26 protein-coding genes are annotated in these 26,901 nt (G+C 41.3%); 24 read left to right on the top strand and 2 right to left on the bottom strand.

Features of this window, described 5'->3' with window-relative positions; all coding sequences use genetic code 11:
- The 11 genes from GQY27_RS05315 to GQY27_RS05265 all read left to right on the top strand — a co-directional run.
- Window positions 1–454 (top strand): nuclear transport factor 2 family protein (locus GQY27_RS05315; protein WP_160032474.1); only part of this gene is annotated, 454 nt, incomplete at its 5' end.
- Between the two features lie 422 nt (window positions 455–876).
- Window positions 877–1,980, top strand: a complete 1,104-nt coding sequence (locus GQY27_RS05310; protein ID WP_236570486.1) for a foldase protein PrsA — start codon at window positions 877–879, stop codon at window positions 1,978–1,980.
- A 485-nt stretch (window positions 1,981–2,465) separates the two neighbouring features.
- Window positions 2,466–2,900 carry a GNAT family N-acetyltransferase gene (locus tag GQY27_RS05305; RefSeq protein ID WP_160032473.1) on the top strand — a complete coding sequence of 145 codons (435 nt, stop codon included), beginning with the start codon at window positions 2,466–2,468 and terminating at the stop codon, window positions 2,898–2,900.
- A 225-nt stretch (window positions 2,901–3,125) separates the two neighbouring features.
- Window positions 3,126–3,692 (top strand): RNA polymerase sigma factor, encoded by a 567-nt coding sequence (locus GQY27_RS05300; RefSeq protein ID WP_160032472.1) that lies wholly within the window; start codon window positions 3,126–3,128, stop codon window positions 3,690–3,692.
- On the top strand, window positions 3,659–4,624 hold the full coding sequence (locus tag GQY27_RS05295; protein ID WP_160032471.1) for a hypothetical protein: 966 nt from the start codon (window positions 3,659–3,661) through the stop codon (window positions 4,622–4,624). The genes GQY27_RS05300 and GQY27_RS05295 overlap by 34 nt, the downstream gene beginning before the upstream one ends.
- 598 nt (window positions 4,625–5,222) lie before the next feature.
- A complete protein-coding gene (locus GQY27_RS05290; protein ID WP_236570499.1) occupies window positions 5,223–6,143 on the top strand; it encodes an ABC transporter permease in 921 nt (306 codons plus the stop codon).
- A gap of 13 nt (window positions 6,144–6,156) precedes the next feature.
- Complete coding sequence (locus GQY27_RS05285) at window positions 6,157–7,029, top strand: carbohydrate ABC transporter permease (protein WP_160032469.1); 873 nt, start codon at window positions 6,157–6,159, stop codon at window positions 7,027–7,029.
- 73 nt (window positions 7,030–7,102) lie between these two features.
- The gene (locus GQY27_RS05280) at window positions 7,103–8,728 is read left to right on the top strand and encodes an ABC transporter substrate-binding protein (protein WP_160032468.1); all 1,626 of its coding nucleotides are present in this window, start codon (window positions 7,103–7,105) and stop codon (window positions 8,726–8,728) included.
- Window positions 8,729–8,778: 50 nt separating this feature from the next.
- Window positions 8,779–9,573, top strand: a complete 795-nt coding sequence (locus GQY27_RS05275) for a Nif3-like dinuclear metal center hexameric protein (protein ID WP_236570485.1) — start codon at window positions 8,779–8,781, stop codon at window positions 9,571–9,573.
- Window positions 9,574–9,627: 54 nt separating this feature from the next.
- Window positions 9,628–10,302, top strand: coding sequence for a GntR family transcriptional regulator (locus GQY27_RS05270; RefSeq protein ID WP_160032466.1), 675 nt, complete (start codon window positions 9,628–9,630; stop codon window positions 10,300–10,302).
- Window positions 10,303–10,373: 71 nt separating this feature from the next.
- Window positions 10,374–12,461 carry an alpha-glucuronidase family glycosyl hydrolase gene (locus tag GQY27_RS05265; protein WP_160032465.1) on the top strand — a complete coding sequence of 696 codons (2,088 nt, stop codon included), beginning with the start codon at window positions 10,374–10,376 and terminating at the stop codon, window positions 12,459–12,461.
- A gap of 130 nt (window positions 12,462–12,591) precedes the next feature.
- Here GQY27_RS05265 and lpxA read toward each other — a convergent pair whose 3' ends face one another.
- Window positions 12,592–13,401, bottom strand: a complete 810-nt coding sequence (gene lpxA / locus GQY27_RS05260; RefSeq protein ID WP_160032464.1) for an acyl-ACP--UDP-N-acetylglucosamine O-acyltransferase — start codon at window positions 13,399–13,401, stop codon at window positions 12,592–12,594.
- Between the two features lie 411 nt (window positions 13,402–13,812).
- Between lpxA and GQY27_RS05255 the strand changes: the two genes are divergently transcribed.
- The 13 genes from GQY27_RS05255 (at window position 13,813) to GQY27_RS05195 (ending at window position 26,596) form a co-directional block, all read left to right on the top strand.
- The gene (locus tag GQY27_RS05255) at window positions 13,813–14,325 is read left to right on the top strand and encodes a sigma-70 family RNA polymerase sigma factor (RefSeq protein WP_160032463.1); all 513 of its coding nucleotides are present in this window, start codon (window positions 13,813–13,815) and stop codon (window positions 14,323–14,325) included.
- A 48-nt stretch (window positions 14,326–14,373) separates the two neighbouring features.
- The gene (locus GQY27_RS05250; protein WP_160032462.1) at window positions 14,374–15,537 is read left to right on the top strand and encodes a hypothetical protein; all 1,164 of its coding nucleotides are present in this window, start codon (window positions 14,374–14,376) and stop codon (window positions 15,535–15,537) included.
- Window positions 15,534–16,532 carry an ABC transporter ATP-binding protein gene (locus GQY27_RS05245; protein WP_160032461.1) on the top strand — a complete coding sequence of 333 codons (999 nt, stop codon included), beginning with the start codon at window positions 15,534–15,536 and terminating at the stop codon, window positions 16,530–16,532. Before GQY27_RS05250 ends, GQY27_RS05245 begins: the two co-directional genes overlap by 4 nt.
- A complete protein-coding gene (locus tag GQY27_RS05240) occupies window positions 16,529–17,416 on the top strand; it encodes an ABC transporter permease subunit (RefSeq protein ID WP_160032460.1) in 888 nt (295 codons plus the stop codon). The genes GQY27_RS05245 and GQY27_RS05240 overlap by 4 nt, the downstream gene beginning before the upstream one ends.
- A 381-nt stretch (window positions 17,417–17,797) precedes the next feature.
- Window positions 17,798–18,574, top strand: coding sequence for an ABC transporter permease (locus tag GQY27_RS05235; protein ID WP_160032459.1), 777 nt, complete (start codon window positions 17,798–17,800; stop codon window positions 18,572–18,574).
- On the top strand, window positions 18,571–19,419 hold the full coding sequence (locus GQY27_RS05230; RefSeq protein WP_160032458.1) for an ABC transporter permease: 849 nt from the start codon (window positions 18,571–18,573) through the stop codon (window positions 19,417–19,419). The genes GQY27_RS05235 and GQY27_RS05230 overlap by 4 nt, the downstream gene beginning before the upstream one ends.
- Before the next feature lie 12 nt (window positions 19,420–19,431).
- Entirely contained in the window at window positions 19,432–20,409 is a 978-nt protein-coding gene (locus GQY27_RS05225; protein WP_160032457.1) for an ABC transporter ATP-binding protein, read from the top strand.
- Window positions 20,410–20,673: 264 nt separating this feature from the next.
- Window positions 20,674–23,067, top strand: a complete 2,394-nt coding sequence (locus GQY27_RS05220) for a glycoside hydrolase family 95 protein (protein WP_160032456.1) — start codon at window positions 20,674–20,676, stop codon at window positions 23,065–23,067.
- A gap of 208 nt (window positions 23,068–23,275) precedes the next feature.
- The gene (locus GQY27_RS05215) at window positions 23,276–23,779 is read left to right on the top strand and encodes a hypothetical protein (protein WP_160032455.1); all 504 of its coding nucleotides are present in this window, start codon (window positions 23,276–23,278) and stop codon (window positions 23,777–23,779) included.
- Window positions 23,780–24,035: 256 nt separating this feature from the next.
- A complete protein-coding gene (locus GQY27_RS05210; RefSeq protein ID WP_160032454.1) occupies window positions 24,036–24,212 on the top strand; it encodes a hypothetical protein in 177 nt (58 codons plus the stop codon).
- Window positions 24,213–24,305: 93 nt separating this feature from the next.
- Window positions 24,306–25,043: an amino acid ABC transporter substrate-binding protein gene (locus GQY27_RS05205; RefSeq protein ID WP_527250285.1), complete on the top strand. Its 738-nt coding sequence runs from the start codon at window positions 24,306–24,308 to the stop codon at window positions 25,041–25,043.
- A 125-nt stretch (window positions 25,044–25,168) separates the two neighbouring features.
- The gene (locus GQY27_RS05200; protein WP_160032452.1) at window positions 25,169–25,828 is read left to right on the top strand and encodes an amino acid ABC transporter permease; all 660 of its coding nucleotides are present in this window, start codon (window positions 25,169–25,171) and stop codon (window positions 25,826–25,828) included.
- 21 nt (window positions 25,829–25,849) lie between these two features.
- Window positions 25,850–26,596 carry an amino acid ABC transporter ATP-binding protein gene (locus tag GQY27_RS05195; protein WP_328802952.1) on the top strand — a complete coding sequence of 249 codons (747 nt, stop codon included), beginning with the start codon at window positions 25,850–25,852 and terminating at the stop codon, window positions 26,594–26,596.
- Window positions 26,597–26,709: 113 nt separating this feature from the next.
- Here GQY27_RS05195 and GQY27_RS05190 read toward each other — a convergent pair whose 3' ends face one another.
- Window positions 26,710–26,898, bottom strand: coding sequence for a twin-arginine translocase TatA/TatE family subunit (locus GQY27_RS05190; RefSeq protein ID WP_160032451.1), 189 nt, complete (start codon window positions 26,896–26,898; stop codon window positions 26,710–26,712).
- Between the last annotated feature and the right edge of the window lie 3 nt (window positions 26,899–26,901).

The following is a 26,901-nucleotide window of genomic DNA, read 5'->3' as shown; positions in this document are numbered from 1 at the left end:
CTACTTTCTACAAGAAGAGGATATTTTCATTTACACAAAATTCTTGACGCTACCTACAAAGATCGATAATTATAATACAGAAAAAGAAAACTATGCTTTTATAAGTAATATTTCAATGGAGTTTGTTCAAGCTCACACAACAGGAGATATGGACAGGCTGCGCCAATTGTTATCAGACGACATCGTGCTTGAAGAAAAAGATAACAAGTTATACGCCAAAGATGCTAACGGTGATGAATGGCTCTTATTTAATTATGAAAAAAAGATTCATCTCGATGATTGGGTAATCCAAGGGTATGAATATGATCCTAAATCAAATACATTTCAGATCTTTATTAGGGAATTCTACACCGACTTAAAGGGTGAACCTGAAATCCCTCCAACATTCCTACATTTAAGTTTTATAAAGTTTAACGAAGAGTGGAAAATTGCTAGTATAGAATTTGACGTATAGAAACTTATAGGTGCTTATTTAGCTGCAAACGTGCAAAAGAGACCTTGTTGAGAGACTGTTAAGAGACTTGTTAAGAGACCTTATTAAGGTCTTTTTTATTATGGTTTTAGTCAGTTGAGTTTGTAAAACGCGTAAAACAATAAACACACGCTATGAACTAAATCCTGAATGTTAGACATCAACTTATATTGGAGGTTCCATTTAATGGGCGGGTAGCCCTGATTTTTATTAATTCTATCAATTCTCTATTATTAATTTAATTCTATCAAATCTTTATGTGGAATAATCTATTATCTATCTTTTGGTGAAAAGTGAATGAAAATGATATATTTTAAAATTTTTATGTTATTTTAATGTTTTGTTTTATAAAACCTTTATATTTAATAGAGTGAGAAGGAAATCGCGAAGGGAGATTTTAAAAATTGGATAATAAACCATTACAAAATGATAACGAAGAAGAAAAGAAAGATTCTTTAACTGAAGAGCAGGAAACAGTACAGCAAGAAACATCTCCAGAGACAGTAATGCAAGAGAAGAATGTGGAGACGTTAGCAGATCATAATTCCGAGGTTACTACAAAAGGAAAGAGCAGCTTAGTATGGATGATTGTATCAGGAGTTCTTGCTGTAATTCTTGTTATCGTACTGATCAAACCTCCATTTGGGGGAGACAATGAAGCTGTGGCTTCAGTCAACGGTACCAAGATTACAAAGGACGACTTATATAGTGAATTGGTGACACTTGGTGGAACGTCTACACTTGATAATTTGATTACTATGGAACTTATTGACCAGGCGGCAGCGAAGGCCAACGTCTCTATTACAGAAGAAGATGTGAACGCTGAGATTGAAGCGCTCAAGACGCAATTTGGCGGTGAAGAAGCCCTAAATTCAGCTCTTGCCCAATCAGGCATGACACTTGATGACCTCAAGGAAAACACGGAAATTCAAGTGAAAATCCGCAAAATTTTAGAGCCGCAAACGAAGGTGACAGACGAAGATATTAGCACCTATTACGAAGAGAATAAAGATTCATTTGCTACGCCAGAGCAAGTAAGAGCTTCACATATCCTTGTAGCAACGAAGGAAGAAGCTGAAGCGATTAAGAAAGAGCTGGATGGAGGAGCAGACTTTGCAACCTTGGCATCTGAGAAATCTACAGACACAGCTTCAGCAACAAATGGCGGAGATCTTGGATTCTTCGGTGAAGGTCAAATGGTAGAAGAGTTCGAGAAAGCAGCTTTCTCCTTGGAAATCAATGAGATCAGTGAACCAGTCAAGTCCGATCATGGTTACCATATTATTAAGAAAACAGATTATAAAGAAGCTGCAAATCCAACACTTGAAGATAAAAAAGAAGATATTCGCAAATTGCTAGTAGATCAACAAGTTAGCGAACTGTCTTCCACATGGTTGTCTGATCTGCGTTCCAATGCAAAGATAACCAATAAACTTGAAGAAACAAAGACTACTGAATCTACTGATCCTACAGAAACGACAACAACCGAAACGACAACAACTGAATAAGCGACAGAAATTCGATGAAATAAGAAGAGAAGGCACCAATAAAATGGGTTGCCTTCTTTTTTTGCTTATAACAGGATCGTTGTATACTTATCTTGTTATATTTTAAATGTGATAAAAAGTTCGGTACGATTTCTCTCGGTGTTAATGGATAAGAAATTATAACAATACCCAAAAGATTAGTGGTCAATCCGTTTTATTGGTTAATGCATTGGTTAATGCAAGCTATTAGGCTTGCTTATTTTTATGAACTTTATAACGAATCGACTTTTACTTTTTGAGAACCTTGAATTTTAAATTCAGAGGTTCTTTTTTTTGCAGCTGACCAGGAAATTTTGAGTTTAATTAATTTTTCCCTTGTCTGATTGTTGCTAATTATGACATGATATACCAAAAGATTAAGGTTCTCAAATTTGTATAAAGCTGAACTAACGGCAGGGCTGGCTTGATCAATTCGGGATAGCTGATAACTTATGGGGGGATAGATTATGATTGAATTTCGGGAGATCGATAGAAATAACTTCTTTGATGTGATTAAGCTGGGTGTAGCAGATAGACAGAAAGAGTTTGTAGCGAACAATCTATTTTCTCTGGCACAGGCTAAGGCATTTCCGGAGTGTATCTGTTTGTCGATCTACCACGATGACATTTTAGTAGGGTTTACGATGTACTGTATAGATAATGAGGATCGGGAATACTGGATCTACCGTGTAATGATTGATGAAAAGTATCAGTCAAAAGGCTATGGTAAGGCTGCAATGGAGCAGTTAATCGACAGGATTAAAGAGGATAAAAAGCATGAGGTAATCTACATAAGTTTTGAACCAGAGAATACTTGGGCAAAGCATTTATATGAGAAGTTAGGATTTGCAGCAGATGGTCGTGTAATTGAGGGAGAAGTAGTTTACAAGCTGGAGTATTAATACGAGATGGAGATGCGAGCCTTGATAGATTATCAGGGTCTTTTTTGTTGTGATGAATCGTAATTAAAGTCCCTTATCTTTAGTGGCATAGCAACGTATTAGGAGGCATTTTAGAAGTAATGTACTTAAAGAGAATTTATATATTTAGTTCACTGTGTCCGTTTTCTAAGTTCACAACTGTTATATAGATAAACAAGCAGAAAGGGGGAGAGGGCACTGGAACGAATGGAACAATACATAGCTGACGTGAAGGCTGGAGACATCGAGAAATTCAGTTATATTGTACATCAATATGAAAGGCAGATATTCATCTATTGCAGCCGGATTTTGAACAGCGAACAAGATGCAGAGGATGCGATCCAAGAGATTTTCTTTAAGGCGTACAAATCGATTGATTCCTACAAGCCGAAGTATAATTTTAATTCCTGGCTGTACAAGATTGCTTATAACCACTGTATTAATGTCTTGAGAAAAAGAAAAGTTTATGAAAAGGCTAAGTCTTTGCTTTTTATGGAGGAGAGAAGTAAAACAAATACAGATGTTCATGAGCGAAGTATTTTTAGTCCTGCATTTGAAAAAGTATTTCTCAGTCTCAGTCATGCGGAGCGGAGTCTACTTATTCTTCATGTATTTCACGAAAAAACCTATCAAGAAATATCGGAGATCACAGGAACCAGCTCAGAAGCTGTCCGAAAAAGAATCAGCAGAACAAAGATGAAAGTGAAAAAAACATGGATGGAGCGGGAGGATGGGGAGGAATGGACATTTTCACTAATGAAAACCAAAGCATAAGGCGGCATAGTGTAACGGACGAAGAACTTAAGCAGATTTCGGTTGCCCCTCGTGTTATAGATCAGATCACGAACTCAACAATGAAGAAAAAAAGTAACCATAGATGGAAAACAGTATCTTTGTTCCTTCTCTTCTGTGTGTGTATTGCTTCGGTAACAACCTATGCTGCCGAGGAATTTGCGAAAATCTATAATAAGAAGGGGAAAGTCATCGTAGACACGATTCCTTGGAAAGAGCGTAAGTATTATTCAAAAGAATCTAAACGGATAGAGCAATTGAAACCAGAAGCCAAACCCGGTGAACTCATAGCGTATTTTCCCATAGAGGCTGACTTGCAAGCCTATCTTGGTCCAAATAAAATTCTTTATGAGTATAAACCCATCCAATATTACGATATTAACGAGTATTATAAGAAAGCAAAAAGTACAAGTGCACCTAGTGTGATTCTGTCCTCTTATTTACCAAAAGGATATTCATTTTATTATGCAGAAATCTGGCCGAAATATCCTTTAGCTGGAGATGGAGAGGGATCCGAATATGATAAGCTGCTTCAAAGGCTGAGTTTAAAGGCAAAGGGAAGCAAAGAGAAAATATCTGCAGAGACTTTGCATTGGAGTAAGTCCAGTGGCGTCCATCTCTATTTTTCTACAAAAGAGGAACCGTACAGCCTTACAGTCCTTGCCTCGTATGCTATCGGAATAAACGTATCTCAACCAGCTGGCGCGATAAGCAGGAAAATAAAGATAGGGTCACAGGAAGCCGTAATTGTACAGGATCCAAGTAATACTTACTTTAATACTAAAATCGCTTGGTATGATGAATCAACTTCCACAGCATACTTTATGGAAGATAGCGCAAGTGAAGCTTTAAGTGAAGAAGAGATGGTGAAGATGGCGGATCGTCTAATTCATGCAATATCAAAAAAAGAATAGATAAATAACTATAGCACTTTTATAGAATAGGTAACTAACCATAGGGTTAGGATACTTGATTCTTAGAGGGTGCTTTTTTTGTGAGCAAATGGAAGCGGTTAGAGAGCCTCAGAAAAAAATCAGGACCAAATATAAGAAATATATTGAATTAATGGAAATGGTAGATTACAATAAACCCAACTAACATACTAGTATGACTAGTATTCAAAAGTAGCTGAAGTCAGTTTTGAGGCATTTCCGTAGTTGCTTGTAATTCAAGGGGCGTTTTGTAAAGAGTCTATTGAAAAAGCGGTGTTGTTTTAAAAGTTGTATTGTAAGCGCTTTTTTAAATGGATGGGTCTAAGGATACGTTATGTAATATGGAATGTGTCTATTGTTGAGACCTATTGATCTAATAGAAAAGGGGGATTGAATCGCAGAATTAATAGAAGGGGTTACTCATCGGGTGATGCGAATATTCATTCGTGAGCTCATTCGTGAGTTGAAACTTAGATTCCAAGAACCGTAATGACATCGATCAGGGCCGAGCTTAAATGGATTGGAGTGAATGATGAACATGGATACGAAAACCGTAAGCAGTACACAGCCCCAAATAAAAATGGCACCAAAAAACAAACTGCAAATGATAGGATCTCTTCTTCGTAAAGACTGGCAGCTATACTCTTTGCTTGTATTGCCTATTATCTACTTACTTATATTCAAATACGGACCGATGATTGGAAATGTGATTGCGTTTCGCCGTTTTGTACCTGGAGGAAGTATCTTTGGAGAAAAATGGGTAGGACTGCATTATTTCCAGATGTTCATCCATGATCCTACATTCTGGCGAGTATTCACAAACACGATTATTCTAGGCGGACTTACGATGCTTCTTACTTTTCCGATGCCAATTATTTTTGCCCTTCTGCTTAATGAAGTGAGGAGTAAAAAGTTTAAGAAATTTGTGCAGACAGCATCTTACCTGCCACACTTTCTATCCATTGTTATCGTCGCAGGGATGATTCTGCAGTTGACTGCCACGAATGGTTCCATCAATGCACTGGTGCAATTCTTCACAGGTGAGCCGATTAACTTTATGCAGCGTGCAGAGTGGTTTCGTACCATCTATATTACTTCTGAAATCTGGCAAGGCATGGGATGGGGGGCCATACTCTATCTCGCAGCACTCACTACAATTGATGATTCCCTGTATGAAGCCGCAAGGATTGACGGGGCAAATCGTTGGAAACAGACGTTGCATGTAACGATTCCAGGCATTTTACCAACGATCGTAACGCTGCTCATTCTAAATATGGGAAGTTTCCTTGCGGTAGGATTTGAGAAAATTCTCTTACTTTACAACCCACTTATCTACGAAACTTCCGATGTGATATCCACTTATCTCTATCGTGTCGGAATTGGGTCTAGCAACTTCAGCTATGCAACAGCGATTGGTCTGTTTGAGTCCATTATTGGGTTAATCCTTGTTTTCTCGGTTAATGCCATCTCACGCAGACTGACAGAACGAAGCTTATGGTAAGGGGGAGTGAGATATGAAGGAATCCATGTCCTATAAAATTTTTAAAACTTGTAATGCGGTCTTCTTACTATGTATTGTCTTTATCACTTTGTATCCCTTTCTCAATGTAGTTGCACAGTCGTTCAGCAGTGAAGCCTATATTAATTCGGGAAAGGTGAATCTCATTCCGAGGGGATTTAATATTGATACTTACAAGACCGTCGTAAAAGACAATATGTTCTGGACTAATTACAAAAACACAGTTGTTTATACCCTAGTAGGAACAGCGATCTCCATGTTTTTGTCTACCATTTTTGCTTATGCATTATCTAAAAAAAGACTTATGGGACGCAAGTTTCTAACGATGTTTGCCGTCTTCACTATGTTTTTTAATGGCGGACTGATTCCCAACTACGTACTGATTAACAGCCTTGGATTCAGTAATTCCATGTGGGCCCTTGTTATTCCGGGGGCAATCAGCATATATAACATGCTCATTATGAAATCTTTCTTTGAGAACATGCCGGAAGAATTAGAAGAAGCCGCAGCTATTGATGGACTAAGTACGTACGGGATTTTATTTCGTATCATTCTGCCACTTAGTAAAGCGGTTATGGCGACGATGGTTCTATTCTATGCCGTTGGGCACTGGAACTCCTGGTTTCCAGCCTTTCTATACCTTGATCAAAAAGAAAAGTTCCCAGTTACGATTTACCTTCGGAATATGATTGCTGCTGCTACGGGAGGAACTTCGGCAGGAGCTACATCTGCTGATAATTTGACTCAAATTTCTGCTAACATCAAATCAGTCACCATGGTTTTAACGATTTTACCTATTTTAACGATTTATCCTTTTGTCCAAAAGTATTTTGTATCCGGTATCATGCTTGGATCGGTCAAAGGTTAACACCTAAGACATGAAAAGATCGTCCATTATCGTCCACTATTGAGTAATTCATTTAATTAAAGGGGGCAACAAAATGAAGAAACCTTCTCTTCACATGATGGGAAAAACAGCACTTGCAGCTATACTCAGTCTATCACTAGCGGCATGCAGCAATGGTATGGGCGGAAAAGAAGCAGAGATCCAAAATAAAGGAGCAATGGAATCCTACGCCGTAGGAGAAACCTTTAAAGCAACGGAACCTTTTAATCTATCGATTATGTATAGTGATCAGCCGCTTTATCCTTACAAAAAAGATTGGTTGTTATTTAAGAAAATCACAGAGATGACCGGTGTTACGCTGGATCCTGTTATTGTACCGATGAGTGATTATCCTCAAAAACGATCTTTGCTCATTAGTTCGGGTGATGCACCGCTCGTTATCCCTAAAACGTATCCAGGTGAAGAATCCGCCTTTGTGTCCTCTAGTGCAATCCTGCCTGTCAGTGACTACATTGACTTGATGCCAAATTTCAAGGATAAAGTAGAGAAGTGGGGCCTTGATACTGAGCTAGAAGGTCTTCGCCAAGAAGACGGAAAATACTATGTTCTTCCGGGACTACACGAAGAAATTTGGCCAGATTATACGCTGATCATACGTACAGATATTTTGGAAAAACATAATCTTGCCATACCGAAGACGTGGGATGAACTGAAGACGGTCATGCAGGAGCTTAAAAAAGAGTACCCGGACTCTATCCCTTTCTCGGATCGTTTTAAATTCCTAAGCACACTGAATGTTGCTTCAACTGGATTTGGAACGAAAGGCGGATGGGGATTTGGAAGCGGCCTGACTTACAAGCCAGAACAAGATGAGTTTGTATATACTGCGGCTACACAGGAGTATAAGGATATGCTGACTTATTTCCACGAGCTCGTAGCAGAAGGATTGCTGGATAAAGAAAGTTTTACTCAAGACGATGATCAGGCTATTCAAAAATTTATAAACGGGAAATCGTTTATTATTAATGGAAATTCTCAAACCGTTGTTCTGCACCGTAATGATATGAATAAGACACTTGGTGAAGGTAAGTTCTCAGTTGCCAAAATCACGGTGCCTGGCGGACCTGCAGGTCAGCTCATGTCTGGAGGAAGACTTGAGAACGGTGTCATGATCTCAGCAAAAGCAAAACAAAGTGAAAATTTCGAAGCAATTCTCCAGTTTATCGATTGGCTGTATTACAGCGATGAAGGTCAAGAGTTTGCGAAATGGGGAGTCGAAGGAGAGACATATACGAAAGAAAATGGGGTGCGTAAACTCGCTGATGATATTAACTTCAATGGACTGAATCCAAAAGGTACAAAAGATTTACGTATCGATTACGGTTTCTCTGGTGGAGTATTCGCCTATGGCGGGACGACAGATTTGCTGCACTCTATGTTTAGTGAAGAAGAACTGAAGTTCCAAAATGACATGAAAGAAGTCAAAGAGGTCCTTCCAGCAGAACCTCCAATCCCGTATTCTATAGAAGAACGTGAGAGAGTTACACTCCTCAGTACACCGCTTAAAGATTATACAGATCAAAATACACTCAAATTTATTCTGGGTGACCGAGATTTGTCCGAGTTTGATGCGTTTGTAAAAGAACTGGAGAGCCAAGGACTGACGCAGTATCTGGAACTTGCAAACAAAACATATAAAGAGTACAAAGAAGGAAAATAAGCTTTCCGTTATCAGAATTAAGTCACAGAAAGTAAGGTGATCATTTGTCATTGACCGTTCAAGACGTGATTAATGTGCTTCCTCTTTCATCTGGGCCTGAAGGTTCTACGGTGGATGGGCTTATCACGGGGAATTTGAACCAAAAGGTTCAGGGAGTGGCTGTTACCTTTGTTGCTTCCCATGAGACGATTGAGAAAGCGGCACAGCTTGGAGCAAATCTTTTCATCACCCATGAAGGTGTGTTTTATGAACATCATGGGAGCAGAGCAGAAAAGGAACTAACGAATCCTGTCATTTCAAGAAAAAAGGAACAGATCAAATCACACCAAATGATCTTATACCGATATCATGATGGTCCGCATCAAGCGGTTCCCGATATCATCACGCATGGACTTCTACAAGCGTTAGAGTGGGATACGTATCAATATAGCCATCTGAAGTATGCTTGTCTGGTTACCCTTCCCGAGCCGCTCAGCGTACAGCAGATCGTTCAACATCTGAAAGATAGACTCGTTCTTCCTTATGTTCGTTTTGCTGGAGACAGTGAACAAAAGTGTAGTGAAATTGCTCTTACTGCCGGTTATCGGGGCGGAAGTAATATCGCGCTTCCTTTATTCACGGAACAAAGAATCGATCTACTAATAGCTGGAGAAGGACCTGAGTGGGAAACACCCGAATATGTACAGGATGCGGTGAGTCAAGGAAGCCCGCAGGCACAAATCCTGATTGGTCATGCAGCTAGTGAAGAGCCGGGAATGAAGGCGGTTGCTCAGCAGATTCGAGATCATTTTCCGGATCTTCCGGTTTATTTTATACCCGCATCCCCAGTCATTAAGGTACTGTGACATAGTAGCTAACTAGAGATAGATACAAGTATTGGAGAAGAAAGAGGGAACCATATGTCTACAGAACAGAAGCTCAAAGGGTCTACTCGGGCTTACTCTTATCATTATTTGAAAGATAAAATCATGCACTTGGAACTGGAACCGGGAAAGAAAATTTCCGAGAAAGAGATATCAGAGGAACTGAATGTAAGCCGAACTCCGGTACGCGAGGCTTTTATGAAACTGGCAGAAGAAGAGCTGCTAGATATTGTGCCGCAAAGTGGAAGCTCGGTATCCCTGATTAATCTTGCGCATGTGGAAGAAGGGAGGTTCATAAGAGAGAAAATTGAGAGAGAGATTGTAGCTCTTGCATGTGAATCTTTTGATGAAGAATACAGGTTTCGGATGGAAACCAATATTGCCTTGCAGGACGTCTGCGCAGGCAGAAATAATGTCTACAAACTGTATGAGCTGGATGAAGAGTTCCATCAAATTTTGTTTGAGGGTACAGGAAAAGCACGAACATGGAAAATGCTGCAGCAGCTCAACATTCATTTCAATCGGCTGCGTATGCTCAGATTATCCAAAGATTTGAACTGGGGCAATATTATTTCTCAGCACAAGGAAATCTATCAGCTGATTGTAGACAAAGAGACATCACAAGCTGTTCAAATCATGGAGGATCATTTGCGTCTCGCTGTAGTGGAACAAGATTTCTTGTTAGAGAAATATCCGCATTATTTTGTCTAATTGAATCGATTTCATAATCCATTCATTGGCTTTTAAAAAAACTTCTAGAAATAGAGAGGATGAGTGACCTCATGACTGAGCTACAACAGCTTCCTTATTCTTCGGCCGACAAAGGTTGGTTACGATATGAGAAAAGACAGGATTTACCTTGTTTATCTACGATTGTAAGACATAGCTCCGCATCAGGAGAAGCAGTGGAGTCTGCCATACGGGAACTCCGTTACGCTATTCTCCAGATGACTGGAAATGAACCTGAACTAATAGCGACAGCGAATTTATCTGAGGCTGCTGCTCGAGGTCCGTATATTCAGCTTGCTATGGTTACTGCAGAAGATTTGCCTGAAGCGTTACAGACAAAGGAACTTTCTCAGCATCTGGGAGAGGAAGGGTTTGCCCTGAGGTCACTGCCGCAAGAAGAAGGGGAAGCCGTATATATTATAGGAAAAACAGAGAAGGGATTGCTGTATGGTACGTTCCATCTGCTGCGACTTCTGCAGTCAGAGGGACAGACACTTACTCAGCTGGATGTTATCGAAAATCCAAGAAACCCTCTTCGCATGATGAACCACTGGGATAACATGGACGGTTCGATTGAACGAGGATATGCAGGACGGTCTATTTTTTTCAAAGATAATCAGTTTGTGCAAAGCGATGAGCGTATTCGGGACTACGCAAGAATGATGGCTTCGATTGGGATCAATGGGATTTCTATTAATAATGTAAACGTCCATAAAGTAGAGACGAAGCTGATTACGTCAGAATTTTTACCGGATGTAGTGAAAGTAGCGGGGATCTTTAGAGCTTATGGGATCAAATTATTTCTAAGTGTCAATTATGCAAGCCCGATTCAGCTTGGAGGACTTGAGACAGCGGATCCTCTTGATGAAAGAGTCGGTGCCTGGTGGAAGACAAAAGCGGAGGAAATATATGATGCAATACCAGATTTCGGCGGGTTTGTAGTCAAAGCAGATTCGGAGCATAGACCTGGACCATTTACGTATGGAAGAACCCATGCAGATGGCTCGAATATGCTCGCTGAAGCACTGGAACCTTATGGCGGAATCGTGATTTGGCGCTGTTTTGTATATAACTGCCTGCAAGACTGGCGGGATCGAACAACAGACCGGGCAAGAGCAGCATACGATCATTTCAAACCGCTGGATGGACAGTTTAAAGACAATGTAATTTTGCAGATTAAAAATGGGCCGATGGATTTCCAAGTCCGTGAAGGGGTATCTCCGCTGCTTGGTGCTATGCCAAATACGAATCAAATACTGGAATTCCAGATCACTCAGGAATATACGGGACAGCAAAGGCATCTCTGTTATCTAATTCCGCAGTGGAAAGAGATACTTGATTTTGATACATACGCCAAAGGTGCCAAATCCGAGATTAAGAAAGTAGTGTCTGGCGAACTGTATCCGTATGCACACAGCGGGATTTCAGCTGTAATTAACGTCGGAGATGATGAGAACTGGACAGGACATACGTTAGCCCAAGCGAATTTGTATGGGTATGGACGACTGACTTGGAATCCAGATCTGTCAGAACAACAGATCACCTCGGAGTGGATCCATCAGACATTTGGAAATGACCACGATGTTGTAGAACAGGTAAGCTCTATGCTTGCTGCGTCTTGGGGAATCTATGAAAGTTATACTTCTCCGCTTGGAGTAGGCTGGATGGTCAATCCAGAGCATCATTATGGCCCTAACGTGGATGGATATGAATATTCGGTCTGGGGTACGTATCATTTTGCCGATTGCGATGGGATTGGGGTGAATCGTACGGTAAAAGACGGTACAGGGTACACAGGTCAATATTTCCCGGAAAATGCCGAACGATATGAATCGCTTGTGACCTGCCCGGATAAGCTGTTGCTCTTCTTCCATCATGTGCCTTATACGCACAAGCTGCATTCGGGAAGTACGGTAATTCAGCATATCTACGATACTCACTTTGCCGGAGTAGAAGGAGTAGAGAATCTTATTCAGCAGTGGAGCAGTCTGGAAGGGAAAATCGATGCAAAGCGTTATGCAGGTGTAATGGCACGACTTGAACATCAGCATAAGCATTCTAAAGAATGGCGAGATATTATTAATACGTATTTCTATCGTAAATCAGGGATTGCAGATGAACAGAACCGGACAATTTATTAGGGTTTGATTCTCCGGTATATAAACTAAAAAAGCTGCTGAGGAGCCGTTCCTCGGCAGTTTTTTGAGTGATCAGAAAATAATAAATAATAAATAATAAAGCATGAGTGCATTATTGCTATTTAGTTACTATTTAGGAGGAGTAAACTTTATCATTCATTCTTGCGATTCCCTGTGTGGATTTATTAATGAATTGGAGTGTATGGTGCTTGCATTCCGATGAAGGTAAGGCATTTATTGCTTCAATCGATTTAGCAAGTGATAACTTCTGGCGAAATAAAATAGAGTGTATTTCTTTTATGATCTTCACTTCATCCCTGGATACTCCCTCATTCCTTAACCCGATAATATTTACACCACATATATCTCCGCGCTCACCGTTAGCAAAAGAGTAAGGTACAATATCTTGGGAAACACCGCTCATCCCACCAATCATGGAAAGCTTACCGATTTTACAGAACTGAAGGATACAAACCTGACCGCCAATAAATACATAATCTTCAATCTCCACGTGACCCGCTAATTGAGCACTATTAGCTATGACGATGTGATTACCAAGTATTGCATCGTGCCCAATGTGAACGTAATTCATAAGGAGATTGCCATCTCCTACACGTGTTATCCCATCGCTCTTATGTGTTCCTTTACTAATTGTTACATACTCCCTTATGGTGTTGTTATCACCAATAATCAGGCGATCCCCACCGTTTTTACATGATTTATCTTGCGGGACTGCACCAATGATTGCACCTTGAAATATCTGATTATTCTTCCCTAACTGTGTGTGTGAACCAATATGAACATGACTCCCAACTTTGCATCCATCTCCGATTTTGACTCCTTCTTCTATAATGCTGAACGGGCCAATTGTAACATTCTCTCCGATTACCGCTGTTGGATGAATAATAGCTGTCACATGAATAGCAAGCGTTGAACTGAACATGTTTATCCCTCATATCTTAAGTGATTTATAAATCTATCATTTTGTGTCGAATTATGGTTGTTTCAGGAATCGTTAAGATGAAAGTTCTGTTTATTTCTTCTTATTTGGACAAGCGGAGTGCTGTTATTACCCCTGTTACCAGTGTAGCAAAGATATAAACTTACACATCTCTTCAGTAAGTTATTTTCCAGTAAATTTCCATATTTCCTATAATTCGAGTTTTTTTCTGCATCTCCTTCTTATCAATCTATTTGAACGATAAATTACGATGTTCGGTATTTTATAATAAGTAAATCCATTTCTTAACTCATTAAAGCAACTAAAGATATGTTGAAAATTGATTTAAGTGCTACAAAATAAATATAAGGTCCGTCTTATAGATAGCTGCAGCTGAAAGGAGACGAACAACACATGGAAGGACCGGAAATAGATTTTTTTCGCACCGTGTTTGAGGAGCATTATCCGATCGTGAGACGTAAACTCGTTGCACTGGTTCAGGATGAAGCCGCGGCGGAAGATCTTGCGCAAGAAGTATTCATTAGATTGTACCGTAATCCGCCTGACGATCCGGCCGCAATGGGTGCATGGTTACATCGTGTACTGACCCGCATCGGGTATGACTATATAAGTAAACAGATTAGAGAACGCAAATTAAAAGATAAGCAGGAGCAGCATTATGATATGGGGCAGCAGATAGCCTCGGGAGAAGAAGTGGTGCTAAGGCGCATGGATCAAGAAGAAGTTAGGGAGTGGATGGAAGAACTGCCTGAACGAGATCGTAAGGTACTGATGCTAAAATACTCCGGTTACAGCTATGCTGAAATTGCGGAGGAACTGAACGTAAGACCACCACTTGTCGGTTCCATGCTGAGCCGGGCAACGAATAAATTGAAACGGAAAGTACTAAGAAAATCGGTGACTTAGGATCTTCGCCTCACGAGAATATGGAATAATAAGGAGTTGAATGAGTCCATGACCTCTATAAAAGATAACAAGGAAAATGAACGGATAGATGAAGCATGGCAAAAGCTCACATCCAAGCTCCAGAAAGAGGAGATGAGCCCCAAGTGGACAGCTTGGGCATCGAGCCAGCTGGATATGAAGAAATCAGAAGAGATAGGAACAGATCAAGTTGCAACTAGTACCATCAAAGGAGAGATGAGAGAAATGAAGGTAAATGAAGAAGAACAAAATGTAGTGAATAAAAATCAACACAGTAAGCCAAAGAGGAAGAAATCAAGAAGACATCCTGCGAAAAAGTGGATTAGTATTGCCGCTGCTGCAGCGATTGCCGGCGTGATGGTAGCCACACCTATTGGAGATAAAGCACTTGCTGCGATCCTGAATCAATTCCGAATGGAGGAAGTTACTTCGGTAGATGAAGGGGAACTGATGAATTTTATCAGCACAATCTCTGAGGGTGAAGGAGTACATGAGTTTATAAGTAAGTACGGTACGTTTACGAACAAATCAGACGATGACTGGTCGCTAAGAAGTAAGACAGCAGAACAGATTGCTGAACAACTCGGTATCCAAGCTGTAACTGATGATTTGATTAATCCGAAACATGCTGGAATTATTGAAAGTTCACAGACGATAACAATGAAGCTGGATATACCTAAAGTGAATGCAACGATGAAACGACTGGGAGCAGATGATCTTATGCCAGAATCACTAGATGGTAAGCTTATTACATTCGAGATTCCTGCAACGCTATACCAAATTTATCAAACCGCTGACGAAGAAAAAACTGCATCTATATATCAACAGAAAATTCCTAGAGTTAGTATAGATTCTTCTGCGTCTATTGAGGACGCAGTAAAAGCAGTGCTGAACTTCCCGCTATTGCCAGATCGAATGAAATCAGCAATCCAAACGGAGCAGATACTTGGTGGCAAACTTCCATTGCCAATTATTACAGATGGTAAAGCTGAGAAAATAAATGTGGATGGCACTTTTGTCATTCTAGAAGATAATAGTTACAACTACTATGGAGAATCAGGAGAAATAAAAGAGACTACAAATTATGTGGCTACTTGGACTAAAGATGATGTACTGTATCGCTTGGAGGGATATACTCTGTTCGATACAAAAGAGAAATTGATCCAAGAAATCAAGGAGCTGATGAATCAGTGACAGCTGCGATTCATACGGAAGGATTAACGAAAGAGTTCGATAATGGTCGTGGATGCCGTAATGTATCGATCACCGTTCAGAAAGGGGAAGCCTTTGGCTTCCTCGGCCCGAATGGAGCAGGGAAGAGTACTTTTGTGAAAATGCTGGTCGGTCTGATCCATCCTACAGAGGGAACGGCAACCATCTTTGGACATCCAATTCATAGTCTGGAAGCGAAGATGCGAATTGGTTACTTGCCGGAGTTATTCAGGTATCAAGAATGGCTGACAGGAGAAGAGGTGATTAAACTTCATGCAAAACTATGCGGAGTGGATACAAGTACAGCCAAAGAGCGAATTCCAAAATTGCTTGATGAGGTAGGACTTGGGAGCCGGGGGAAGGGCAAGATCAAGAACTATTCTAAAGGGATGCAGCAGCGGCTCGGACTTGCGGCAGCACTTGTTAGTGATCCGGATATTATTTTTTTGGACGAGCCATCCTCAGCTCTCGATCCGGTTGGACGTAAAGAGGTTCGCTCGATTCTGATGAAATTAAAAGCAGAAGGTAAGACCATCTTCTTAAACTCCCACATGCTTGAAGATGTAGAAGCGGTATGTGACCAGATTGCACTTCTAAATAATGGGGAGATTTTGCGTACGGGCGATGTAGGGAATGTACTTCAGCAAAGAGTAACCTTTCGTTTTAAAGTAAGCGGCTATACACCACTTGTGAGAACGTGGATTCAGGAAGAAACGGGTTTTGAATTTGAAGTAGAAACGCTACATAAGCCGGACTTTTCTACTAATACGGCGCAGCAAGAGCTTGTTATTTCAGGACATGATACGGTCTGGCTCAAAGCTGAATTACAGAATGAAGAACAGGCGGGATGGATCAATTCATTACTCATTGAACAAGGGCTTACGCTTTATGAAGTTGGGAAAGAGAGCGGTAAATTGGAAGACTGGTTCTTAACGGCAGTGAAGGGGCTTAGTCATCGGGGGGAACAAGACGTATGATGCTCATTATGCAGATGACCTGGAAAGAGATGATTCGTAAGCGGGTTATGGTGCTCGCTATGATTCTTACGGTATTATTCCTCATTGCTTACTGGTTTATTGCGGATGCTGTCGCAGGAAGTGAGAGCTTTGGAGGATTTTCGGATGGCAATTCTATCATTACTACCTATACGATGGGAGTTCTCATGATGATGATCGGCTTCTTCTTTGCTGGTTTTGTCATTGCGCTGCTCTCCATCTTTAGCTCATTCTCTTCGATTGCTGGGGAAGCGGAGCAAGGAGTCATGCAGGCTCTGCTTACACGTCCTATATCAAGAACACAGTTTTATATAGGGCGGTGGCTCGGATTCGTCACGATGCTTTGCTGTTATACGCTCATTTTATATACAGCAATTATGGTCATTACGGATATCCATGCAGCAATCCCTAAAGCCTTTATGGTTCATGTTAAGGCACTGCTCTTGCTTGCTCTCATTATTGTTCTGCTCGTTTCACTTACGATGCTTGGATCTACTAAATTTTCATCGCTCGGAAACGGTGTGTTTATGACCATGTTATTTGGAGCGGGCTGGCTTGGTGGTATGCTGGAAAAGATTCAGAAGATCGGGATTTTTGAGGCTTTTGGTGCAGAGGAAATTGGTAATACGCTGTCTAACGTTTCGGGACTCATGTCCATCATTATGCCAGTGGATGCGTTGCAGCGAAAAATGATGCATGGACTCATCGGTCTTGATGAACTAGGCAGTGTCGTTAATGTAAGCCATATGATATCCGGATTTTTCATTGGAGATGTTCCATCGGGTACCTTTGTGATCTATGCGATGATATATGCTGTCATTGCTTTTGTATGGGGAGTCCTGCGATTCCGCAAGAAGGATTTATAATTTAGATTTTAATGAAATAAATTTTACAGTTAAAGAAACTATAATTGATTTGAAATGATCGTAATAAAATAAGTAATAAAATAAATAATTAAATCAATATGACCATCGGGACAAAGAAGGAAGGCTGTTGCTTTTATCTCTTCTGCGTAGATTTTAAAACTCTGTTACTAGCGCAGGAAGAGATATTGTGAAAAGCATGAGACAACTTGGTCCCGGTGGTTTTTTGTCTATTTATAAAGTTCTATGCCGTAAAATTATACCTGTAAAAAACAATTGTATATACCTTCCATATTTGGTATGATGGGGGCCTTCTCGCATTTCACCTTGTCTGAAGTAGACGCACGGCTGGCGTCTCAACGAAGCTTATCGGAGGTGTATTCATTGCTCTATTTCACCCTGGCCCGTAAGGCCTATGCAAGAAACTTGCAGTATCGCGGTGCACATATGGTGCACAATGTGGCAAGCGCTTTATTTGGTTATCTGTACGCCTGTATCTGGATTGGAATTGGGGAAGGTCGCTCTCTTGGAGAATACGGAACGCAGGGGATGGTCAGTTACATTGCATTTACGCAAGCATCCCTGTGGGTAACGTCTTTTCTAACGAATGGCCTTGGGATCCCCGAGTCTGTAAGAACAGGTCATATCTCTATGGATCTGATGAGGCCTGTCCATCTTTTTACGCATCTCATGTCTAGGGAATGGGGGCAGATTATTTATCAGTTTCTGTACAAATCTATTCCCATCTATCTTGTTTATCTCATTGCTTTCAAGCTCAGGCTGCCTGAGGAGGGAATGACGTATGTCTTAACTGCGGTAAGTCTGCTCGGTGCTGCTTACATGGGAATCTGTATCAACTATCTCATTGGAGTCACTGCGATGTGGACCACCGAATCAAGCTGGCTGCAATGGACAAACCATGCACTTATTAATTTACTTGCGGGGTTTTTCATCCCTATTGAATGGCTGCCTAAGATTCTTCAAACGATTGCCTGGTGGTCACCCTATCCGTATCTTCTGTATGTACCGACTCGCATTTACCTTGGTTATGAGGATGGCTCTCTATTATTAGGAACCATGGTGTGGATGCTGCTGCTCACGCTGATTTGTTATCTTGCTACCTACTATCTTCGGAGAAAAGTGGAGGTGCAGGGAGGATGAACACAAACACGGAGACACATTTATCACAAAAACATACCACTTTCTATCCACTTCGCACCTACTTAGAACTTTACGTATTACTAATCCGCACAAGTATCAAAAGTTCCATGCAATACAAACTCAATTTCTTTTTAGGGTCTTTTCTCGCTGCATTGATCCAGATTGCAGAATTCCTGATGATTGCGATTGTGCTTCATCGGTTTGGAGCTATTCAAGGCTGGAATATCTATGAGGTTGGTTATCTCTTTTCCATCATGACTTTATCGAAAACGGTGTACCGCTCCATTGCCAATGAAGTACATCATCTTGAAAAATATTTAGTCAGCGGAGATATGGACCAGCTGCTAACAAGACCGTTGCCCGTTCTTTTTACTCTGTTGCCGCAGCGCTTTCGTATCATGCTCGGGGAGTGGCTACAAGGAGGGTTTGTCTTTGGTTGGTCTATTCATGGAATGATGAATAGCGGTCAGATTGGATGGATGGCTGTACCGCAGTCTTTATTGGTGATCCTAACGGGGGCCGTTCTTTTATTTTCCATTGGCCTTGCTACTGCGACTATTGGATTCTGGACGACAAGAATCAGCGAACTCCAGACATTTACGGAAGATGCAGCGGGTACGGCAGCAAGATTTCCGCTCTCCCTTTATCCGAAATGGCTTGCCGGGATGCTCCTTTTTGTGCTGCCAGTAGGTCTAGTCAATTATGTACCTGCTCTTTATATCTTGAGAGGGGAATGGGGGCCGTGGATTTTTCTCATCATTCTATTGGCAGCGCTAGGCTTTCTTACCCTCAGTCTGCGTTTTTGGAAATTTGGCATGACAAAATATCAGAGTACAGGTAGTTAAGGAGGGGTAAATATGATCGAAGTACAAGGCTTACATAAGGAGTTCAAAACGCCTGTCGTGAAAGACGGGAATTTTGCGGGACTCCGCGCTTTATTTTCAAGAGAATATACGGTCAAACAAGCCGTTCAGAATATCAGTTTCCGGATTGAACCTGGAGAATTTGTAGGTTATATCGGTCCGAATGGTGCAGGCAAATCGACGACGATAAAAATGTTAACAGGGATCCTTCATCCGAGTTCAGGAAACGTACGCGTCAATGGAATGAATCCGCATCAGCAGCGAAGACAAGTCGTAAGACGTCTTGGAGTGGTGTTTGGTCAGCGCAGTCAACTGTGGTGGGACCTTCCGGTAAAAGACAGCTATGATATTCTTGGGAAAATGTACCGAGTGGATGATCAGGATAAACACGAACGGCTGGAGGAGTTTGCAGCTCTTCTAGACCTGAAAGAATTCTGGAATACACCTGTACGCAAACTGTCGCTTGGACAGCGGATGCGTGCCGATCTAGGTGCAGCGATGCTTCACAATCCGGATATTCTGTTTCTTGATGAACCAACGATTGGGCTTGATGTGAATGCGAAGCGCAATATCCGCTCCTTTTTAAAACTGCTCAACAAGGATTTCGGAAAAACGATTCTGCTGACAACCCATGACATGGATGATATCGAACAGCTATGCAGTAGAGTAATGGTCATTAATCATGGACAGCTTACTTATGATGGTACGGTGCAGTCTCTAAGGGAGAATATCGGTCTGCCTACTATTATAAAAGTCTCGTATCTTGAGAATATCAAGAGTTCAAATGTTGCTGGATTTCATCACGAAGCGGTCAAGGTCATAGACCATACAGAGCGAACGATTACGGTAGAAGCCAATCGGAACCGCATTGGTACCATGCAAATCCTGGCACAGCTAGGCGAATGGGGTGAACTTGCAGACGTAGAGATGCAGGAACCTGATTTTGAAGATGTGATTCATAAAGTATATTAGGTTCTACTGGAAGGTCATTTCCCGCCGTGGGAGTGGCCTTTTCTTGTTAATGAAGAAGTATTTTAAATGTATTTCTAAAAAGAAATGATGTTAAAGGCTTGCTTTTTTAACCGTTTTTTAAGACGATACTAGTAGAGTAGAATCCGCTTACATAAAAGTAAAGATTTATATAATTTATTACCTAGATAACATAGGTTAGAGGTGTTCTAAAACGTTTTTTGACTTTCTGCAATAACAATAGTGATTATACTTGGAGGAGACGATATGTATTTAACGTATAACCGTCCAGCTAAGGAATGGACCGAAGCATTGCCGATTGGAAACGGAAGAATAGGGGCGATGGTGTTTGGGCGTGTGGAGCAGGAACGTTTACAGCTAAATGAAGATACATTATGGTCAGGTCCACCGAAGGACTGGAACAATCCGCGTGCCAAAGAAGTGCTTCCGAAGGTGAGACAACTTATTAAGGAAGAGAAATATGCGGAAGCAGACAAGCTGACGAAGGAAATGCTCGGAACTTACACACAGTCTTATCTGCCTTTTGGAGATTTACAGATTACGTTTGATCATGGAGATATTACAGCAGATTATAACCGGAGACTGGATTTAACGGATGGAATAACAAAAACGAAATACCGTATCGGAGATACAACATATACAAGGGAAATCTTTGTGTCTCATCCTGATCAGGTTATCGTTATTCACCTAGAATCAAGCGTACCGGGAAGATTGTCTTTCCATGCGAGTCTTAGCAGTCTTCTTCGTCATGAAACAGAGGCTGAAGAGAACCAGGCGATTATCAAAGGATACGCGCCTGAGATTGTAAATCCAAGTTATTATCCTACGGATAATCCAATTCGTTACGGTAAACCAGGTGAGACGGATGCTATGGGCTTTGAAGGAAGATTAGCAGTCTGTCATAAGGGAGGAAGCGCGGGAACTCATGCCACCGGGATTCGGGTGGAAGGTGCAGATCAGGCAACTCTTTATTTTAGCTGCGCAACAAGCTTTAACGGTTATGATCGCTCTCCGGGAAAAGAAGGCAAAGATGAGTCTCTCCATGCACGAAATGATCTAGAAAAAGCGCTTGCGTATGAATATGAAGACCTGCGGAAACGTCATGTGGAAGATTATCAGGAGCTGTATAATCGGGTAACGCTTGATCTTGGACCCGCTCACGAATCCATAGATCTGCCTACCGATGAGCATATCGTAAAATATGGCGGGAAAGACCCTTATCTGGTTCAGCTTTTATTTCAATATGGCCGTTATTTACTGATTTCAAGCTCACGACCAGGAACACAACCTGCCAATCTGCAAGGAATCTGGAATCACGAAACGAGAGCACCATGGAGCAGTAATTATACGCTGAATATCAACGCGGAAATGAATTACTGGCCAGCTGAAACAGCGAATTTATCCGAGTGTCATGAACCTCTAATCGATCTGATTACCAGACTTTCTGTTAATGGTAAGAAGACAGCAGAGATTAACTATGGCGCACGCGGATGGGTAGCTCATCACAATTCTGACCTATGGGGACAGACTGCACCGGTAGGTGCTTTTGGACATGGAGATCCGATATGGGCATTATGGCAGATGGGCGGCGTATGGCTGTGCCAGCATTTATATGAACATTATGTATTTACACAAGACACTGATTTCCTTAGAAATAAAGCATATCCGATCATGAAAGAAGCCGCTTTGTTCTGTCTGGATTGGCTTATTCAAGGAGAGGATGGTTCTTGGTATACGGCACCTTCAACCTCTCCGGAGCATCGCTTCCGCGTGAATGGGGAACTACATCAGGTGACTACGACAGCGACAATGGATCTGGCTTTGATCCATGATTTATTCACCAATCTTATCGAAGTGACTGCCATTCTCGGTGAAGATGAGGACTTTGCAAAAGAGATTCAGCAGCGTAGAGATGAACTTCCTCCGTTGCAGATTGGGAAGTATGGACAGCTGCAGGAATGGCTTCATGACTATGAAGACGAAGATGTTCACCATAGACATGTGTCTCATCTCTTCGGCGTATATCCAGGACGTCAGCTGACAGCAAAAGATACACCAGAGCTCATGGAGGCTGCGAAAATATCTTTGCAGCGGCGCGGCGATGGAGGGACAGGCTGGAGTCTCGGCTGGAAAGTCGGACTGTGGGCGCGTTTCAAAGATGGAAACCGGGCGCATCGCCTTATATCCAATTTGCTGCAGTTGGTACGAGACGGTACTGAACGCTATGAAAGCGGCGGCGTGTATCCGAACATGTTCGACGCACATCCGCCATTCCAAATTGACGGAAACTTTGCAGCAACATCAGGAATCATTGAGCTTCTTCTTCAGTCCCATCTAGGATATATCGAACTTCTTCCGGCACTTCCAGATGCTTGGGCGGCAGGAAGTGTTCGTGGACTTCGCGCACGCGGAGGATACGAAGTTGCTATTTCATGGAATAAAGGCAAGCTGAAAGAAGCAGAAATAAAGCCCGATCAATCCGGGACTTGTACCATTTGTATGCAAGGAATAAATGCAGGATTCCTTACTGTGAGCACAGCTGACGGGTTGGAGATCAGCACTACTGACCTGGGGAACGGACTTATTTCCTTCCTTGTAGAGGCAAAACAAAGCTATTTTGTGACGGTGCAAAAAGGGTAGAAGGAATAGAAAAAACGTGATGTGATGACACGGATAAGGATAGAGACTCAGAGCAATTCTGAATCTCTATCCTTTTTTGTCTTTGTATAAACTACACGATTAATAATACGATCTTGAAAAAAATGTCTGTCATTCCAGGAGATTATATGATAAATTATCTTCTTATTTTTCACAAAATTACCAATAGGATTGGAGGATATATTAATATATGAAAAAAAGGTTAACTGTCTTTGTACTCATATTTCTTTGTTTACTATTAATCGCCCTGCTAATTAACAAAAATAAGGCAGATAACGAGTCGGAATCAAAATCTTACTTGAGTTTTGTTTCAAGTGTCCAGACCTTGGATCGTAGTTTGGATCTAATTCAAGAGGATCAAGAACCTGATAAAATTGCTGAAGGTATGTTTGATGTTTATACATCTTTCGTTTTTTCAAGCTTTCGCTTGGATATTTTTTTTAAAAGTAATGCTCCTCGATCTATTAATTTAGAAGTACTTGTTAACGAGTTCTTATTAATAAGAACTCGATATGAACCACTTGTAAGAAATCAGATAACAAACAAAGATGATTTTAAATCTGAGATTCATGCAAAATTTAAAAGACAAATTCATCTATTTGTAAACGAATTACCTGAAAAATACGAGAATTCTAAGGGATTTGTTGAAAAGCTTAATAAGGCAACAGAGCATATCAAACCACTAATAAGTTAGTATTTAAGAATTATAGGGATTTTCCTGTAACTATCTTAATCTTTACAAAAAACATTACTGCACTTCATCTAATAGATATCATCTAACGGATGAAGTGCAGTTTTTATATGGCTGAATTAAAGTGGAAACAGTTCGTATAAACTACGTAGCTAATAGCTGAGGTGTTATCTTTTCCTTAAAGTGAGGTATAAAGGTACAATACCTCATCTCCCTGCTCTATAAAAATAAGAGAAGAGCCGATAGCGGAGGGGACTGAATGGGGGTGAAGAAGCGGAGCGTTCGTATTTGGAGCTGGATGCTTACATCTATGAGAGTCAACCGTGCGAATCCAGATCCAACGACGATCGGAACCCCCATCTGTCACTGGAGCACTCCAGCCCTCATTCCCTCTTGGCAGCTTCCCTTATTTTGTGATATGATAGTTTTACCTTAGTAACATGGTAGCGAACTAAAGCGTTTTGAGATAGATACATCGGAGGGAAACAACATGAAAAAGTCATTATGGATTACACTCAGTTTAAGTTTAATGGTTGTTATTCTTGCAGCCTGCGGAAGTGATACAAGCGGAAGTGGGGCAGATAAGATTGTCATTGGTATTGACGATAAGTTTGCCCCGCTGGGATTTAGGGATGAGAAGAATGAGATTGTTGGATTCGATATAGATTATGCGAGAGCAGCGGCCGAAAAAATGGGTAAAGAAGTAGAGTTCCAACCCATCGACTGGTCTTCCAAAGAATCAGAGCTGAACAGTGGACGTATTGATCTGATCTGGAACGGCTATACGATTACAAAGGATCGCAAAGATAAAGTATTGTTTACGAAGCCTTATCTTAAAAATAGTCAGGTTGTCGTAACGCTGGCTGACTCACAACTTGCAACGCTTGCTGATCTTGCCGGGAAAAAAGTGGGGCTGCAAAATCTTTCTTCAGCATCGGATGCACTGAGTGAGAATCCGATCAAAGATCAGATCAAGAGTATATCCGAATTCCCCGATAATGTACTTGCTCTAAGTGATCTGAAGAGCGGTCGCCTCGATGCGGTTGTCATTGATGAAGTGGTAGCTGACTATTACATGTCTCTTGAAGAAGGAACGTATAAAATCTTGGATGAAACGTTGTCTCCAGAGGAATACGGAATTGGTGTGAAGAAGGGGAATGAAGAATTGCTGACAAGTCTGCAAACCGCTTTAGACGAATTGATTGAAGAAGGAACAGCTACTGCGATTTCGGAAAAATGGTTTGGAGAAGATAAGGTGCTTCGCTAAGCCTAGCTGACTCATATATAGCACTGAATACAATCATATTAGAACTGATGTAAGAAATTCATTAATAGGATTGAAAACCGGGAGTTTCTTATCCGGTTTTCTTTTTACTTAGGAGCCTGAGAAATATGACACTAGAATATCTTTGGAGTATTACACTTCCGATGCTCGAAGGTGCACGGACAACACTTTTACTATTTTTCACAGCAATCATCTTGTCCATTCCGCTTGGATTTTTATTTACCCTGATGGCGAACAGTAAGTTTAAGCCGCTGTCGGCTTTTGCACATACATACATTTATGTGATGCGAGGCACACCGCTGCTACTGCAACTATTGTTTTTCTGTTATGGACTACCCATGCTGCCTGTTATAGGGGAGCATCTCGTGATGGATCGTGCAGTTGCAGCAGGACTTGCATTTGTACTGAACTATGCTGCTTATTTTGCGGAAATTTTCAGAGGCGGCTTGCTGTCGATCGACAAGGGACAATATGAAGCTTCGCAGGTACTTGGACTGAATAAATTCCAAACGTTAACCAAAGTTATTTTACCGCAGATGATTCGAGTCGTTCTTCCATCTACAGCAAATGAATCGATCACACTCGTGAAAGATACAGCATTATTGTATGCCGTAGCTGTACCGGAAGTACTTCATTTTGCACAAACGGCAGTGAACAGAGACGCAACGATTGTACCTTTTGCCATTGCTGCCATTATCTATTTATTAATGACACTTGTACTGACGCTGATCTTCAAAGCGCTGGAGAGAAAGTACAAATTTGAATAAACAACAAAGGGATGTCTTGTAATGACAAATATGATAGAAGTGACAAATCTACAAAAATCGTTTGGTGATTTGCATGTGTTGAAGAAGATAGATTTCAATGTGAAGCCGGGAGAAGTAGTGGCTGTAATAGGACCTTCGGGTTCTGGAAAAAGTACGATGCTTCGCAGCTTAGTGAATCTGGAAGAGGTTAATGGAGGAAGCATTCGCATCGGCGGTGAAGCCATTGTATCAGATGGAAAGTATGTGAGCGCAGGGGAAATTAAGCGAATTACGGCTCGCATGGGCATGGTATTTCAACACTTTAACCTGTTTCCTCATCTAACAGTCAATGAGAATCTGGAGCTTGCTCCGAAAGTGGTGAAAAAAGAAAGCAAAGCAGCATTAAAGCCACGGATGGCCGATCTGCTTGCGAAAGTGGGGCTTTCGGATAAAGGGGATGCCTATCCTGCTAATCTATCAGGCGGGCAAAAACAGCGTGTTGCCATTGCGAGAGCGCTGATGATGAACCCGGAAATCCTCCTCTTTGATGAACCTACCTCGGCGCTCGATCCTGAGCTGACAGGTGAAGTGCTTCGCGTTATTCGCAGACTCGCGGATGAGAACATGACAATGGTTATTGTTACGCATGAAATGAATTTTGCCCGTGACGTAGCGGACCGCGTAATATTTATGGATCAAGGTGAGATAGCAGAAGAAGGAACTCCAGAACAGATCTTCGGAAATCCGAAGCTGGAGCGGACCAAAGCGTTCCTTACTCGAAGCGAGTAGATAAGACGAAGTGCAACAAAGAATGAGAATCCCCCTCACAGAAAAAAGCAGTGGTCCCTGTTTTCTGTGAGGGGGATTTTTTTAACCTATTCAGGTTATGTTGATGAAATCTATTAGTCTATTTTCTTCACAGAATCTTCTTCATCTTTGCTGTCTCCTACAAGTTCACGTGCGGAGGATTTGAATTCGAATAAGGTGCGTCCTACTGCTCGCCCAAGTTCGGGGAGTCTTGAAGGACCGAATAAAATCAAAACAAGGACAAGAATCATAATGATACCGGTAATTCCTATATTTTGAAGCATTTT

The organism is Paenibacillus sp. An7 (assembly GCF_009870785.1).
GTDB lineage: Bacteria > Bacillota > Bacilli > Paenibacillales > Paenibacillaceae > Paenibacillus.
The sequence above is the reverse complement of the archived record's forward strand: the minus strand, read 5'-3'. Positions and strand labels throughout refer to the sequence as shown.

What these genes read in the sequence shown, in the direction of transcription:
- GQY27_RS05305 (WP_160032473.1), top strand. Translation starts at nt 2,466, where the DNA reads ATGATTGAATTTCGGGAGATCGATAGAAATAACTTCTTTGATGTGATT.
- GQY27_RS05300 (WP_160032472.1), top strand. Translation starts at nt 3,126, where the DNA reads ATGGAACAATACATAGCTGACGTGAAGGCTGGAGACATCGAGAAATTC.
- GQY27_RS05295 (WP_160032471.1), top strand. Translation starts at nt 3,659, where the DNA reads ATGGACATTTTCACTAATGAAAACCAAAGCATAAGGCGGCATAGTGTA.
- GQY27_RS05290 (WP_236570499.1), top strand. Translation starts at nt 5,223, where the DNA reads ATGGCACCAAAAAACAAACTGCAAATGATAGGATCTCTTCTTCGTAAA.
- GQY27_RS05285 (WP_160032469.1), top strand. Translation starts at nt 6,157, where the DNA reads ATGAAGGAATCCATGTCCTATAAAATTTTTAAAACTTGTAATGCGGTC.
- GQY27_RS05280 (WP_160032468.1), top strand. Translation starts at nt 7,103, where the DNA reads ATGAAGAAACCTTCTCTTCACATGATGGGAAAAACAGCACTTGCAGCT.
- GQY27_RS05270 (WP_160032466.1), top strand. Translation starts at nt 9,628, where the DNA reads ATGTCTACAGAACAGAAGCTCAAAGGGTCTACTCGGGCTTACTCTTAT.
- GQY27_RS05265 (WP_160032465.1), top strand. Translation starts at nt 10,374, where the DNA reads ATGACTGAGCTACAACAGCTTCCTTATTCTTCGGCCGACAAAGGTTGG.
- lpxA (WP_160032464.1), bottom strand. Translation starts at nt 13,401, where the DNA reads ATGTTCAGTTCAACGCTTGCTATTCATGTGACAGCTATTATTCATCCA.
- GQY27_RS05255 (WP_160032463.1), top strand. Translation starts at nt 13,813, where the DNA reads ATGGAAGGACCGGAAATAGATTTTTTTCGCACCGTGTTTGAGGAGCAT.
- GQY27_RS05250 (WP_160032462.1), top strand. Translation starts at nt 14,374, where the DNA reads ATGACCTCTATAAAAGATAACAAGGAAAATGAACGGATAGATGAAGCA.
- GQY27_RS05240 (WP_160032460.1), top strand. Translation starts at nt 16,529, where the DNA reads ATGATGCTCATTATGCAGATGACCTGGAAAGAGATGATTCGTAAGCGG.
- GQY27_RS05230 (WP_160032458.1), top strand. Translation starts at nt 18,571, where the DNA reads ATGAACACAAACACGGAGACACATTTATCACAAAAACATACCACTTTC.
- GQY27_RS05225 (WP_160032457.1), top strand. Translation starts at nt 19,432, where the DNA reads ATGATCGAAGTACAAGGCTTACATAAGGAGTTCAAAACGCCTGTCGTG.
- GQY27_RS05220 (WP_160032456.1), top strand. Translation starts at nt 20,674, where the DNA reads ATGTATTTAACGTATAACCGTCCAGCTAAGGAATGGACCGAAGCATTG.
- GQY27_RS05215 (WP_160032455.1), top strand. Translation starts at nt 23,276, where the DNA reads ATGAAAAAAAGGTTAACTGTCTTTGTACTCATATTTCTTTGTTTACTA.
- GQY27_RS05210 (WP_160032454.1), top strand. Translation starts at nt 24,036, where the DNA reads ATGGGGGTGAAGAAGCGGAGCGTTCGTATTTGGAGCTGGATGCTTACA.
- GQY27_RS05205 (WP_527250285.1), top strand. Translation starts at nt 24,306, where the DNA reads ATGGTTGTTATTCTTGCAGCCTGCGGAAGTGATACAAGCGGAAGTGGG.
- GQY27_RS05200 (WP_160032452.1), top strand. Translation starts at nt 25,169, where the DNA reads ATGACACTAGAATATCTTTGGAGTATTACACTTCCGATGCTCGAAGGT.
- GQY27_RS05195 (WP_328802952.1), top strand. Translation starts at nt 25,850, where the DNA reads ATGACAAATATGATAGAAGTGACAAATCTACAAAAATCGTTTGGTGAT.
- GQY27_RS05190 (WP_160032451.1), bottom strand. Translation starts at nt 26,898, where the DNA reads ATGCTTCAAAATATAGGAATTACCGGTATCATTATGATTCTTGTCCTT.